The organism is Klenkia brasiliensis, from assembly GCF_900100695.1.
Lineage (GTDB): Bacteria > Actinomycetota > Actinomycetes > Mycobacteriales > Geodermatophilaceae > Klenkia > Klenkia brasiliensis.
Map to the genome: position 1 here is coordinate 141951 of NZ_FNCF01000001.1, position 13473 is coordinate 155423.

The following is a 13473-nucleotide window of genomic DNA, read 5'->3' on the forward strand; positions in this document are numbered from 1 at the left end:
CCGGGTGGTCAGACCGACCACCCGGACCGCCGATGAGGAACCCGTGACCCTCGCCGACGCCGCTCCCGCCCCCCGCGGGGCGGCGTTGATGGCGTCCAGGCGCCGACGCGGGGAGGCCCGCAGCTACGACTTCCGGCGCCCCACCAAGCTCTCCCGCGACCACGTGCGGGTGCTGCAGAACCTGCTCGAGTCCTTCGCCCGGCAGACCGCCACCAACCTCACCCAGGTGCTGCGGACCGAGGTCAAGGTCGAGCTCGGCGGCATCGACCAGTTCGCCTACGACGACTACATCGCGCACCTGGACAACCCGGTGTTCATGTCGGTCATCTCCTTCGAGCCGCTGCGCGGGCGCGGCCTGCTGACCTGGTCGATGGACGTCGCGATGGCGATGATCGACCTGCTGCTCGGCGGCTCCGGCTCGGCCGACCAGCCCCAGCGGCCGATGACCGGCATGGAGACCCGGCTGGCCAAGTACCCGGTCGAGCGCGTCCTCTACGAGCTCGGCGTCGCGCTGCGCCCCGTCGTCCGGCTGGACTTCGGCCTGGAGGGCTTCGAGTACCAGCCGCAGCTCGCCCAGCTCGCGGTCAGCAGCGAGACCGTCGTGGTCAGCTCCTTCTCCCTCACCCTCGGCGACCGCGAGACCGAGGCGACGCTGATGCTGCCCTTCGCGCCGTTCGCCCCGGCCCTGCACGGCGCCACCTCCCCGCAGCTGTCGGCCCAGGCGCTGCGCGAGCGGCAGCAGGCCACCGACGCGCTGTCCGAGCGGCTGGGCGCGGTCCCGGTCGAGGTCAACGCGCGGTTCCGACCCATCACGGTGCCCAGCGCCGACCTGCTCGGGCTCGCCGTCGGCGACGTCCTCCTGCTGCGCCACCCCCGGGACAGCCCCCTCGAGGTGACCACCAACGACGTGGTCTTCGCGCACGCGGTGGCCAGCAACCACCGCCGTCGGCTCGCCGCCGAGATCGTCGCCACCCCGCCCAGTTCCGCCAGCACCGCGAGGGATCACCAGTGAGCACCGGAACCGCCGCCCGCACCGACGACGCCGCTACCATCTCGGCCGCCGTGGTCTCGGCCGCCCAGGCGGCCGGGGCCCTGCTGCCGGCGACCTCGGCGCTGACCTGCGGCTCCCCCGTCGACGACCCCGACATCGCGCCGCTGCCCGGCGACTCCCCCGCGGCCATCACCGCCCGGCTGTCCGGGGAGGTCAGCGGCGACGTCGTCCTCGTGGTCGCGGGCTCGGTCGTCGAGGCGCTGGCCAACTCCCCGGTCGGCAAGCTCGACGTCGCCGCCGCCATGCGCCCGGCGCTGGAGGCCGCGGCCGGCGTGCTGGGCCGGGTCACGGTGACCAGCGAGCGGATGGAGGAGCCCGAGGCCGCGCTGGACGGGCTGCGGGACAAGGGCGTCTTCCTCGCCGTCCCCCTGCTGGCCGCCGGTGAGCACCAGGCCACCCTGGCCCTGCAGGTCACCCTGCCCCGCCCGCAGGGCCAGACCCAGCGCGGCAGCCTGGAGCTGCTGCGCAACGTGGCCATGGAGGTCACGGTCGAGATCGGCCGCACCCGGATGACCGTGCAGGAGCTGCTGTCCCTCTACCCGGGCGAGATCGTCGAGCTCGACCGCGCCGCCAGCGCACCGGCCGACCTGCTGGTCAACGGCACGCTGATCGCCCGCGGCGAGGTGGTCGTGGTCGACGAGGAGTTCGGCCTGCGGATCACCGAGGTGGTCACCGACGCCGCGGCCGCCGAGCTCGGGCAGGCCTCGGCATGACCTGGATGATCATCCGGCTGATCCTCTCGCTGGCCTTCGTCGCCGGCGTGCTGTGGTTCGCCGCGCGGGTGGCCAAGAAGCGCGGCCTGGGCATGGGCAACGGCCTCATCGAGGTGGTCGCCCGGCAGCGGATGGGCCGCAGCAGCACCGTCAGCGTGCTGCGGGTGGCCGACCGGGTGCTCGTGGTCGGCAGCACCGAGGAGCACGTCACGCTGCTGGCCGAGATGGACGCCGAGATCGTCGACGAGGTGCTCGCCGAGGCCGAGGACGAGCGGGTCGCCGCGCAGGAGGCCCGCCGCGCCGCCGTCGCCGCCCGGCGTCCGGTGCCGGCGCTGGAGGCCGCCGACGACGCCCCCACCAGCCAGATCCCGCTCCCCGCGCTGCCCGGTGTCCCCGGCGCCCGCCGTGCCCGCCGCCCGGTCCCCGCCGCCGGGAACGGCCTGGTCGCCGGCTCGGTGTTCGACCGGGCGGCGTGGACGCAGGTCGTCGAGGGCCTGCGGGAGCGGACGGTGCGCCGCTGATGACCGCGCTCCTGCGGGAGCGCGCCGGCCGCTGGGCCACCCGGGTGGGGGTGGTCACCGCCGCGGGCGCGACCCTCCTCGCCGTCACCGCCACCGCCGCCCTCGCGGTCGACGACCCCACCGCCCCGGTGGCCCCCACCGCCCCCACGGGCGGGCTGGACATCAACATCGGCGGCAACAGCCCCTCCAGCGCCATCACCCTGATCCTGGCGATCACGGTGCTGTCGATCGCGCCGGCGCTGCTGCTGCTGGTCACCTCGTTCACCAAGATCATCGTGGTGCTCTCGCTGACCCGCAACGCGCTGGGCCTGCAGAACTCCCCGCCCAACCAGGTGCTCACCGGCCTGGCGTTCTTCCTGACCCTGTTCGTGATGGGCCCGGTCATCTCCGACATCAACCACCTGGCCATCCAGCCCTACCTGGACGGCTCGATGTCGATCGGGCAGGCCTACGACGCCGGGGTCGAGCCGCTCAAGCACTTCCTGCTGGCCAACACCCGCGGCGACGAGCTCAAGCTGATGGTGGGGCTGTCCGGTGAGCAGATGCCGGCCAACCAGGACGCGGTCAGCATGCTGACCCTGGTCCCGGCGTTCGTGCTCAGCGAGCTCAAGAGCGCCTTCATCATCGGGCTCGTCGTCTTCATCCCGTTCCTGGTGCTGGACATGCTGGTCAGCGCCGCGCTGATGGCGATGGGCATGATGATGGTCCCGCCGGTGATCGTGTCGCTGCCGTTCAAGCTGCTGCTGTTCGTCGTCGTCGACGGCTGGGCGCTGATCACCACGGCCCTGGTGGGCTCGTACTCGGGTGGCGGTTGATGTCCGACGCCCAGATCACCGACCTCGCGGTGCAGACGATGATCGTGGCCGCGAAGGTGGCCGCCCCGATCCTGCTGACCGCGCTGATCGTGGGGTTCGCGATCTCGCTGTTCCAGGCGGCGACGCAGATCCAGGAGCAGACGCTGTCGTTCGTGCCCAAGCTGATCGCGGTCGCCATCGCGCTGGTCGTCACCGGCAACTGGGTGCTCTCGGAACTGGTCACCTTCACCCACCAGCTCTTCGACGCACTGCCGGCGCTGCTCGGCCGGAGCTGAGCGGAGTGGACCTCGACGTCTCCGAGGCCACGCTCGCGGCACTGCTGCTGGCCACCGCGCGCACCGCGGGGTTCGTGCTGCTGGCCCCGCCGTTCAACTCCAAGGCCATCCCCGCCACGGTCAAGGGCGCGCTGTCGGTCTGCCTGGCACTGGTGGTGTTCCACCAGGTCCAGGCGCAGCTGGGCCAGCTGTCCACCGGCTACCTGGTGCTGACCGCGCTCACCGAGGTGGTGATCGGTGCCGCGCTGGGCTTCGTCGTCCAGCTGTTCTTCGCCGCGATCCAGCTGGCCGGCGACATCCTCGACGTCACCGGCGGGTTCTCCCTGCAGCCGGCCTACGACCCGCTGTCGATGAGCACCGCCTCGACGATCGGCCGGCTGCAGAACCTGCTGGCCATCGGGCTGCTGTTCACCAGCGGCGGGCACCTCATGCTGGTCCGCGGGCTCTACACCTCCTACCAGGGGCTGCCGCTGGGCGCGGTGCTGCCGGCCGAGCAGATCGGCCCGACCGTGGTGCACGCGATGAGCACGATGTTCCTGGCCGCGCTGCAGATCGCCGGGCCGCTGGTGGCCGTGCTGCTGCTGTCCGACGTGGCGCTCGGGCTGCTGTCGCGGGCCTCGCCGCAGATGAACATCTTCTCCCTCGGCTTCCCGGTGAAGATCATGCTGACCCTGCTCATGCTCGGGCTGACCTTCCCGCTGCTGCCCACCGCGCTGGACACCCTCATGGAGACCGCCACCCGCGCGTTCCTCGCGCTGAGGGCGGGCTGACGTGGCGCAGAGCGGACCGGGTGGTGAGAAGACCGAGAAGCCGACACCCCAGCGCCTCAAGAAGGCGCGCAAGGAAGGGCAGATCCCCCGCACCCAGGAACTGGGGACGTGGGTGGGGGCGGTGGCGGCGAGCTTCCTGCTGCCGATGATGGTGGGCAAGTCCTTCGACGGGGCCCGGCAGCTGTTCCTGCAGATCGGCCAGGTCGCGCGGCAGCCCGACCTCGAGGCCATCAACCGGCTGCTCGGGCAGGCGCTGAGCACCTTCCTCGTGGCGGTGCTGCCGATGGCCGCCGGAATCATGGTGGTGGGCGTGCTGTCCTCGGCCGCCCAGGGCGGCATCGTGTTCGCCAGCAAGCCGATCAAGCCCAGCTTCTCCAAGCTCAACCCGTTCCCCGGGCTCAAGCGGATGTTCGGCGGGCACAGCGCGTGGGAGACGGCCAAGGCGCTGATCAAGACCGTCGCCATCGGCGTCGCGATCCTGATGACCGTGGACGACGCGAAGAACCTGGTCGCGTCGTCGGGGTCGATGCCCCTGGGCACGGTGGCCTCGGTCTTCACCGGCTCGGCGCTGACGATGATCCGGGTGGCGGCGCTGACCGGCCTGGTGCTGGCCGTCGCGGACTACCTGGTGGTGCGGATGCAGACGATGAAGAAGCTCAAGATGAGCCTCTACGAGATCAAGCAGGAGCACAAGCAGCAGGAAGGTGACCCGCACGTGAAGGGCCACCGGCGCGCGGTGATGATGGCCCAGGCCCGCAACCGGATGATGACCGACGTGACCACGGCCGACGTGCTGCTCACCAACCCGACCCACGTCGCCGTCGCGCTGAAGTACTCCCCCGCCTTCGGTGCGCCGCGCGTGGTGGCGAAGGGGTCCGGCGAGGTGGCCCGTCGACTGCGCGAGCTCGCCGCCGAGCACGGCGTCCCCCAGGTCCGGGACATCCCGCTGGCCCGCGCGCTGCACGGCAGCTGCGACCTGGGCCAGGAGGTGCCGCCGCAGCTGTTCACCGCCGTCGCGCGGGTGCTGGCCTTCGTCATGCAGCTGGGCACCCGGGGCATCCGCGGGGGCGTGCACCAGCCCGGGTTCAGCCCCCCGGACACCACGGGCCTGCCGGTCGCCGGCCGCCGCCGGGCCACCCCGGTCGCCGGTGGCGGCACCGGCGCGGTGGACGGCGTCTCGGCCGCCTGACCCGGGCGTGACGGGGCGGTCACGGCCCCCCGCCCGCCTGCCGATGTAGACCTGCGTGAAGTGGACGACGGCAGCCGTGCCCATCGGCGTGGTGGCGATCGTCCTCATGCTCGTGGTGCCGATGCCCGCGATGCTGCTGGACCTGCTCATCGGGCTGAACATCGCCGGGTCGCTGCTCATCCTGCTGGTCGCCATGTCGATCAAGCGCCCGCTGGACTTCGCCGTCTTCCCCTCCGCGATCCTGATCTTCACCCTGCTGCGGCTCGCGCTGAACGTCTCCTCGACCCGGCTGGTGCTCTCCGACGGCTACGCGGGCGCGGTCATCGAGGCCTTCGGCCACTTCGTGATCGGCGGCTCGCTGGTCATCGGCCTGGTGGTCTTCCTGATCCTGGTCGTCATCCAGTTCGTGGTGATCACCAAGGGCGCCGAGCGCGTGGCCGAGGTGGGCGCCCGCTTCACCCTGGACGCGATGCCCGGCAAGCAGATGGCCATCGACGCCGACCTCAACGCCGGTCTGATCACCGAGGCGCAGGCCCGCAGGCGCCGCGCCGAGGTCACCGCCGAGGCCGACTTCTACGGCTCGATGGACGGTGCCAGCAAGTTCGTCAAGGGCGACGCCATCGCCGCGATCATCATCGTGCTGGTCAACCTCATCGGTGGGCTGACCATCGGCATGGTGCAGAACGGCATGAGCGCCGGCGACGCGGTCAGCACCTACTCGCTGCTGGCCGTCGGCGACGGCCTGGTGTCGATGGTCCCCGCGCTGCTGCTGTCCACCGCCACCGGCATCGTGGTCACCCGCTCGGCCGCCGACGGCGAGCTCGGTCAGGACATGATCGCCCAGCTCGGCCGCACCAAGCAGCCGCTGCGGATCGCCGGCGGCGCGATGCTGGCGCTGGCCCTCATGCCCGGACTGCCCAAGATCCCCTTCCTGGTCACCGGCGGCGTCATCCTGTTCCTGGCCTCCCGGGTGAAGGACGCCGTGCCGGAGGACGAGGACGCCGCCGCACCGGTCGCCGACGAGCCCTCCCCGGACTCCCCCGAGGCCATCGCCGAGAAGATGCGCGTGGACCCGCTGGAGCTCGAGGTCGCCTTCGACCTCGTCGAGCTGGTCGACACCGCCCGCGGCGGCGACCTGCTGGACCGGGTCAAGGCCCTGCGCCGCAAGGTCGCCATGGACACCGGCCTGGTCATCCCGCTGGTGCGCACCCGCGACAACCTCGACCTCCCGGCCTCCCAGTACGTGGTGTGGCTCAACGGCGTCCCCGTCGCAAAGGGGACGTCGCCGGCGGGCACCGTGCTGGCCATCGGCGACTCGCTGGAGGGCCTGCCCGGCAAGCCCACCCGCGAGCCGGTCTTCGGTCTGGCCGCCAAGTGGGTGCCCGCCGAGCTGCAGCGGCAGGCCGAGATGGCCGGGGCGACCGTGGTCGACCGGTCCTCGGTCATCACCACCCACCTGGCCGAGGTCGTGCGGCAGAACGCCGCGCAGCTGCTGGGCCGCGAGGACGTCAAGCTGCTGCTGGAGATGGTCCGCCGCTCGCACCCCGTGGTGGTCGAGGAGCTGACCGGCGGCGGGCTGTCGCTGGGCCAGGTGCAGCAGGTGCTGCAGGCGCTGCTGGAGGAGGGCGTCTCGATCCGCGACCTGGTCCGGATCTTCGAGGCGCTGTCGCTGCGCGCGAAGTCGGCCACCGACATCGACAGCCTGGTCGAGGCGGCCCGGGCGGCGCTGGGGCCGGCGATCAGCCACCCCTACGTGACCGCCGACGAGAAGCTGTACGTGATGACCCTCGACCCGGGCCTGGAGCAGCGCCTGCTGTCCGCGGTCCGGCAGGGCGAGCAGGGTGCCGTGCTGGCCCTGGACGCCGGCATGGTGGACGCGCTGGCCCGCGGGGCCAGCGACCTGCTCGACGACGCCGAGAAGCTCGGGATCACCGCGCTGCTGGTCTGCTCCCCGCAGATCCGTCCGGCGCTGTCCCGGCTGATGCGTCAGGTGGTGGCCCGCTGCACGGTCATCTCCTACGCCGAGGTCTCCCGCACGGCCCAGATCGAGACGATCGGAGTGGTGAACGGTGCCGTCGCACTTGCCTGAGCCGCCGTCCGGGGCGACCCGTGACGAGGCCATCGCCGCCGCACGCGAGGAGTACGGCTCCGACGTGCGGATCCGCGGCGTGCGCCGCATCCGCACCGGAGGTGTGGCCGGCTTCTTCAGCCAGGAGCGCTACGTCGCCGACGTCGTGCTGCCCGCCGGTGCCGAGGGCGCCGCCACGGCCACGGCGAAGCCCGCCACGAAGCCCGCCGCGAAGCCCGCCGCGAAGCCTGCGGCCAAGCCCGCGGCGAAGGCCACCCCGGCCCGGCCGGCCGGCGGCAAGCCCGCGGCCGCGAAGGCCGGCAAGGCCACCACGGCGGCCACGGCAGCCGGGCCGCAGGTCGCCCCGGCCCGCGCCGCGACCCCCGTCGTGGTCGCCGAGGTGCCCGCCGCCGGCCTGTCCCAGGCCGACGTCATGGCCCGCTGGCCCGCCGCGGGTCTGTCCGTCGACGACCTGCTGGAGGTCGCCCTGCAGGTCCGCGACGCCCAGCGCAGCGCCGACGACACCCCCACCGGTGCCCTCCCCGTCGTCGACCCGGTCGACGAGCTGGCCGACCTCCTGGGCTCCCCCGCGGACGCCGCGGTCGACGTCTACAGCCCCGCCTCGCTGGCCCGGTCCGCCGCGCCCGCACCGCGCCGTACCGCCGCCGCGGACGCGCCGCGCACCACGGAGGGTGACCGCCCGGCCCGGCCGGCCGACCGCCCGGCCGAGGCCGCCGGTGCACCGGCCCGGAGCGCTCGCCGCCCGATCGCGACCCGCCGCGAGGAGGAGCCGGCCGCACCGGCCGCACCCGCGTGGGAGCGCACCTCCCGCACCGCGCCCGCGGTCGAGGAGCCGGTGGTCGAGGCCGCCGACGAGCAGGCGGCCCCCTCCCCCTTCGCCGCCGCCCTCATGCGCGTGGTGACCCAGGACGACGAGGTGCAGGCCGCGGTGGCCGACGCCGAGCAGCAGCACGACGAGGAGCAGCAGGTGGCCGCCGAGCAGGACCTGGAGCCGGTCGCGGCCGTCGCCCCCGACCGCGCCGCCGCCGTGCGCGCCGCCGCGCTGCGCGCCGAGGCCCAGGCCGTGGCCGCCGCCCGTGCCGACGCCGCCCGCCGAGAGGTGCTGGCCGCCGAGCTGGCCGACGCCCCCGCGCTGACCGCCGGGCCAGCCCCCGTCGAGCCGGCGCTGGTCGAGACCGCAGTGGTCGAGCCGGTGCTGGTCGAGACCGCAGTGGCCGAGACCGCAGTGGTCCAGCCGTCCGCGCCCGCCGCCGACGTCGTGGCGACCCCCGCCACCGGCACCGCGTCGCGCACCCCCGAGGAGCGCCGCGCCGCCGCCCGGGCCCGCGCCGAGGCCCGCCGCGCCGCGCGCGAGGCCCGTGCCGCCGAGGCGGCCGCGGCCGCCGAGGCCGTCGCCGCGCCCGAGCCGACCCCGGCGCCCGCCGCGGAGCCGGTGTGGGACGCGACCACCGTCATCGAGCTGGCGCCCCGGCCCGGTCGCCCCGCGGCCGCCCAGCGCCCCCCGGCCCCCGCTGCCACCCGCCCGGTCGCCCCTGCCCCCGCGCCGGTTGCCGAGGCACCCGCGGCGGCCGCACCCACCCGGGTGACGTCGGCCCGGGCGGCCGCCGCGCAGCTGCGGGAGGCCGCGATCCGCGCCGCCGGCGAGCTCGCCGAGCGCCAGGTCGCCCCGGCCGGGCCCGCACCCGACCTGCTGGACGAGTTCGTCGACCCGGAGCTGGCCGCTGCCCCGGCGACGCCCACCGCGCCGCCCGCCCCCGTCGCCCCCGCCGCGTCCGCGGAGCCGTCGCTGCAGGAGCGCGCCGCGCGCCTGCGGTCCGTGCTGGCCGCCGCGACGCCGTCCGCCCCCGTCCCGCCGGCCGCCCCGGTGGGCGGTCCGGCCGAGGTCGCCGAGGAGCAGGTCCCGGCCCGCCGCAGCCTGCCGGCGGTCCCCCCGGCCGCGTCGGCGTCCCGCCAGGCCGCCGAGGCCGCCGAGGCCGCCCGCGTCCAGGCCGAGCGTGCCGCCGCCGAGGCCGCCCGGGTCGAGGCCGAGCGGCTGGCCGCCGAGCAGGCCGAGGCCGCCCGGGTCGAGGCCGAGCGTCTCGCCGCCGAGCAGGCCGAGGCCGCCCGCATCGAGGCCGAGCGTCTCGCCGCCGAGCAGGCCGAGGCCGCCCGCATCGAGGCCGAGCGTCTTGCCGCCGAGCAGGCCGAGGCTGCCCGCGTCGAGGCCGCCCGGGTCGAGGCCGAGCGTGCTGCCGCCGAGGCCGCCCGCCGTGGGGCCGAGCGTGCTGCCGCCGAGGCCGCCCGCGTCGAGGCCGAGCGCATCGCCGCCGAGCAGGCCGAGGCTGCCCGGGTCGAGGCCGAGCGTGCTGCCGCCGAGGCTGCCCGCCGTGAGGCCGAGCGCGTCGCCGCCGAGCACGCCGAGGCTGCCCGGGTCGAGGCTGCCCGGGCCGAGGCCGAGCGCGTCGCCGCCGAGGCCGCCCGGGTGCGCGCCGAGCAGGCCGCCCGCCGCGAGGCTGCCCGCGTCGAGGCCGAGCGGCTGGCCGCCGAGCAGGCCGAGGCCGAGCGGCTCGAGGCCGAGCGGCTCGAGGCCGAGCGCCTGGAGGCCGTCCGCGCCGCCACCGAGCGGGACGAGGCCGCGCGGGTGGCCGCCGAGCAGCGGGCCGCCGCCGAGCAGGCCGCCCGCGCCGCCGAGCAGGCGCGGGCCCGTCAGGCGACCGCCGACCGCACCGCGCAGGAGGTCGAGGACGCGGCCGCCGGTCGTCGGCGCACCCGCGCCGAGCGCCGCGCCGCCGCCGAGCTGGCCCGGGCCGGGGTCATCGTCCCCGCCGCCGTCCCCGTGGCGGTCGAGGTGCCCGAGGTCGACCCGCTGTGGGGCACCCCCGTGCGCCGCCCCGCCGAGGTCGTCGCGACCGTGGACGTCGTCGAGGACGGCGGCCGGCACCGAGGTTCGGCCCCCGTCGAGCAGGACGCGCCCGCCGCGGAGGCCGTCGTCGAGCCGGTCGTCGAGCCGGTCGAGGGTGTCCTCGTCGACGTGCCGCCGCCCGGCTTCCCCGCCGGTTCGCGGTACGACGAGGTGCTCTTCGGTAGCACCCGGTCCACCCCGCGTGCCGCGCAGACCGACCCGCTGGAGGCGCTGCGCGCCGCCGCCCTGGCCGGGGGCGCGGTCTCCCCGCGTCGCCGCCGCGCCGACAGCGCCGGCCGCCACCGCACGGCGCCGACCCAGGTGGACATGCCCGCCGTGGGCGCGGCCCGGCTGACCGCGCTGGAGGACCCGTCCGAGGCCACCTCCGGCTTCCTCGACGTGCTGCAGGCCGTGGCCGACAGCGACTTCGCCGCCCCCGCGCCCGCCGAGGCCCCGGAGGTCCCCGAGCTGCTGGTGCAGGAGATGGCGCACGAGATGGCCGCCGGCATGGCCGAGGAGCTCGCCCGCACCGCCACCGACCTGCCGATGACCGCCGACGCCACCACGGTGCTGCCGGGCCTGGCCGCGGTCGTGCCGTCGTCGGTGCCGCGGGTGCGTGGCCACCGCCCGCCCGTCCCGGCGCCGTCGGGCCGGTCCCGCTCGCTGCCGCCGCACCCCTCCACCCGGATGCGCGGCACCCGTGGCGACGACGGCGACCGCTGGGCGACCATCACCCACCTGGTCCCGGTCACCGACGACGCCTCCCCCGCCGACAGCGGCGTGGCCGGACTGGCCGCGCTCGGTGTCCCGGCCGCGGTGCTGGGCGCCGACTTCGCCGCCGACGCCTCCCGCCGCGGCACGTTCGCCGCGCTGGCCTCCGCGCTGGGCCGGGCCCTGCCCGCCGCCCCGGCGATGCCGTCGGAGCCGGGTGACGTCCTCGTCGTCGTCGGCCCCGGTGCCGAGGCGCTGACCGCGGCGCGGGCGCTGGCCGTGGCGCTGCGGCTGGACCCGGCGCGGGTGCAGTGGTGCACCCGCGGCGCGCTCGCCGGGCTCGTGCCCGCCGACGTGCAGGTCGCCGGTGCTGCCGCGGCCGCCGACCGCCGGGCGCAGGCCGCCGAGGCCGACGTCCCGACCGTCGTGGCCGTCGACGTGCCCCTCGGGGACGCCGGTGGCGCCTGGGCCGCGCAGATGCTGCAGGCCTGGTCGGCCACGGCGGTGTGGGGCGTGCTCGACGCCACCCGCAAGCCCGGTGCGCTGCGCAACTGGCTGGCCGGGCTGCCCCGCGTGGACGCCGTCGTCGTCACCGACACCGACACCGCGCCCGACCCGGCCACCCTGCTGGACGGCCTGCCGGTGCCGGTCGCCGTCGTCGACGGTGCCCGGGCCACCCCGCACCGGTGGGCGGCCCTGCTCTGCGAGCGGCTGGCCGGTCGGCAATGAGCCCGCTGCGCTGGGACGTCCTCGGCGCAGCGGCGCTGTTCGCCGTCCCGGTCCTGCTGCTGGGCGCGGTGGGCACGCTGGACACCGACGTCGTGGTGGCGCGGCTGCCCTGGTGCCTGCTCGCCGGCTGGGTCGCCAGCTCGCTGCTGCGCGCCGTCTTCCCGGCGCCCAAGCCCGAGCCGCGTCCCCGCCGGCGCCCGCACCCGCCCGCCGAGGCCGAACCCGCCGACGCCTGACGCGGCGGCGGGTCCGGCCGGACCTCAGAGCGGGATGTCCTCCAGCATCTCGGTGACCAGCGCGGCGATCGGCGAGCGCTCCGAGCGGGTCAGCGTGATGTGGGCGAACAGCGGGTGGCCCTTGAGCGCCTCGATGACGGCGGTGACGCCGTCGTGCCGGCCGACCCGCAGGTTGTCCCGCTGCGCGACGTCGTGGGTGAGCACGACCCGGGAGTTGGTGCCCAGCCGGGAGAGCACGGTCAGCAGCACGCCGCGCTCCAGCGACTGCGCCTCGTCCACGACGACGAACGAGTCGTGCAGGGAACGGCCGCGGATGTGGGTGAGCGGAAGCACCTCGATCAGCCCGCGGGCGAGCACCTCGGTGACCACCTCGCTGCTGACCAGGGCGCCGAGGGTGTCGAACACCGCCTGCGCCCAGGGCGCCATCTTCTCGCCCTCGGACCCGGGCAGGTAGCCCAGCTCCTGGCCGCCGACGGCGTACAGCGGCCGGAAGATGACCACCTTCTTGTGCGCCCGGCGCTCCATCACCGACTCCAGGCCCGCGCACAGCGCCAGCGCCGACTTGCCCGTGCCGGCCCGCCCGCCCATCGAGACGATGCCGACCTCGGGGTCCAGCAGCAGGTCCAGCGCGATCCGCTGCTCGGCCGACCGGCCGTGCAGGCCGAACGCCTCGCGGTCCCCCCGCACCAGCTTGACGTGCTTGTCGGCCGTCACCCGCCCCAGCGCCGAGCCGCGGGAGGACAGCAGCACCAGCCCGGTGTGCGTGGGCAGCTCGGCCGCGGCCGGCAGGAACGCCGTCCCGGTGTCGTAGAGCCCGGAGATCTCCTCGTCGGACAGCGACAGCTCGGCCATCCCCGTCCAGCCCTGGTCGACCGCGCCCAGACCGCGGTACTCGTCGGTCTCCAGACCCACCGCCGCGGCCTTGACCCGCAGCGGCACGTCCTTGGTGACCAGGCAGACGTCGCGGCCCTCGGCCCGCAGGTTCAGCGCGACGACCATGATCCGGCTGTCGTTGCTGTCGTTGCGGAACCCGGCCGGCAGCACCGAGGAGTCGGAGTGGTTCAGCTCGACGTGCAGCGTGCCGCCGTCCTCGCCCACCGGGACCGGGGCGTCGAGCCGGCCGTGCTGCACCCGCAGGTCGTCGAGCATGCGGAGGGTCTGGCGGGCGAACCACCCGAGCTCGGGGTGGTGCCGCTTCTCCTCCAGCTCCCCGATGACGACGAGCGGGACGACGACGTCGTGGTCCCCGAAACGGGCCAGGGCGCCCGGGTCGGAGAGCAGGACGGAGGTGTCGAGGACGAACGTGCGGCGGGTGCTCATGGGTCGACTCCCAGGAGGCGCAGGGCGCGCCACGCATCGAAGGTGACCGGGTCCCGGCTCAGGGGCCGGGAACCGGCCCCCTGGTTCGACTGCGAGCAGCGGACCAACCGGGCCTCCCGTGTCCGGGGAGGCGGGCTCCCCTGACACCGACGACGTTAAGCGCAGAAGGTGTC

11 protein-coding genes are annotated in these 13473 nt (G+C 75.4%); 10 read left to right on the forward strand and 1 reads right to left on the reverse strand.

Annotation, left to right across the window (positions count from 1 at the left end):
* Positions 1-43 precede the first annotated feature (43 nt).
* Genes BLT39_RS00780 through BLT39_RS00830 form a run of 10 tightly spaced genes read left to right on the forward strand, consistent with a single transcriptional unit; the run spans position 44 to position 11980 of the window.
* Positions 44-1012 carry a flagellar motor switch protein FliM gene (locus BLT39_RS00780; protein WP_242658059.1) on the forward strand — a complete coding sequence of 323 codons (969 nt, stop codon included), beginning with the start codon at positions 44-46 and terminating at the stop codon, positions 1010-1012.
* On the forward strand, positions 1009-1764 hold the full coding sequence (fliN, locus tag BLT39_RS00785; RefSeq protein WP_091057106.1) for a flagellar motor switch protein FliN: 756 nt from the start codon (positions 1009-1011) through the stop codon (positions 1762-1764). The genes BLT39_RS00780 and fliN overlap by 4 nt, the downstream gene beginning before the upstream one ends.
* Positions 1761-2285, forward strand: a complete 525-nt coding sequence (locus BLT39_RS00790; protein ID WP_091057109.1) for a FliO/MopB family protein — start codon at positions 1761-1763, stop codon at positions 2283-2285. Before fliN ends, BLT39_RS00790 begins: the two co-directional genes overlap by 4 nt.
* On the forward strand, positions 2285-3100 hold the full coding sequence (gene fliP / locus BLT39_RS00795) for a flagellar type III secretion system pore protein FliP (protein ID WP_091057112.1): 816 nt from the start codon (positions 2285-2287) through the stop codon (positions 3098-3100). Before BLT39_RS00790 ends, fliP begins: the two co-directional genes overlap by 1 nt.
* Positions 3100-3375: a flagellar biosynthesis protein FliQ gene (gene fliQ, locus BLT39_RS00800; protein WP_091057114.1), complete on the forward strand. Its 276-nt coding sequence runs from the start codon at positions 3100-3102 to the stop codon at positions 3373-3375. The genes fliP and fliQ overlap by 1 nt, the downstream gene beginning before the upstream one ends.
* Positions 3376-3380: 5 nt before the next feature.
* Complete coding sequence (fliR, locus tag BLT39_RS00805) at positions 3381-4145, forward strand: flagellar biosynthetic protein FliR (protein ID WP_091057117.1); 765 nt, start codon at positions 3381-3383, stop codon at positions 4143-4145.
* Between the two features lies 1 nt (position 4146).
* The gene (locus BLT39_RS00810) at positions 4147-5334 is read left to right on the forward strand and encodes an EscU/YscU/HrcU family type III secretion system export apparatus switch protein (RefSeq protein ID WP_091057120.1); all 1188 of its coding nucleotides are present in this window, start codon (positions 4147-4149) and stop codon (positions 5332-5334) included.
* Between the two features lie 55 nt (positions 5335-5389).
* Positions 5390-7423: a flagellar biosynthesis protein FlhA gene (gene flhA, locus BLT39_RS00815; RefSeq protein ID WP_091057124.1), complete on the forward strand. Its 2034-nt coding sequence runs from the start codon at positions 5390-5392 to the stop codon at positions 7421-7423.
* On the forward strand, positions 7416-11744 hold the full coding sequence (locus tag BLT39_RS21955) for a hypothetical protein (RefSeq protein WP_165640085.1): 4329 nt from the start codon (positions 7416-7418) through the stop codon (positions 11742-11744). Before flhA ends, BLT39_RS21955 begins: the two co-directional genes overlap by 8 nt.
* A complete protein-coding gene (locus tag BLT39_RS00830; protein ID WP_091057134.1) occupies positions 11741-11980 on the forward strand; it encodes a hypothetical protein in 240 nt (79 codons plus the stop codon). Before BLT39_RS21955 ends, BLT39_RS00830 begins: the two co-directional genes overlap by 4 nt.
* A 24-nt stretch (positions 11981-12004) precedes the next feature.
* Here the strand turns inward: BLT39_RS00830 and BLT39_RS00835 are convergent, their stop codons facing one another.
* Positions 12005-13300 (reverse strand): RNA 5'-3' helicase PhoH2, encoded by a 1296-nt coding sequence (locus BLT39_RS00835; protein WP_091057138.1) that lies wholly within the window; start codon positions 13298-13300, stop codon positions 12005-12007.
* Positions 13301-13473 lie beyond the last annotated feature (173 nt).

Coding starts and splice junctions, on each gene's coding strand:
- BLT39_RS00790 (WP_091057109.1), top strand. CDS start 1,761: ATGACCTGGATGATCATCCGGCTGATCCTCTCGCTGGCCTTCGTCGCC.
- fliP (WP_091057112.1), top strand. CDS start 2,285: ATGACCGCGCTCCTGCGGGAGCGCGCCGGCCGCTGGGCCACCCGGGTG.
- fliQ (WP_091057114.1), top strand. CDS start 3,100: ATGTCCGACGCCCAGATCACCGACCTCGCGGTGCAGACGATGATCGTG.
- BLT39_RS00830 (WP_091057134.1), top strand. CDS start 11,741: ATGAGCCCGCTGCGCTGGGACGTCCTCGGCGCAGCGGCGCTGTTCGCC.
- BLT39_RS00835 (WP_091057138.1), bottom strand. CDS start 13,300: ATGAGCACCCGCCGCACGTTCGTCCTCGACACCTCCGTCCTGCTCTCC.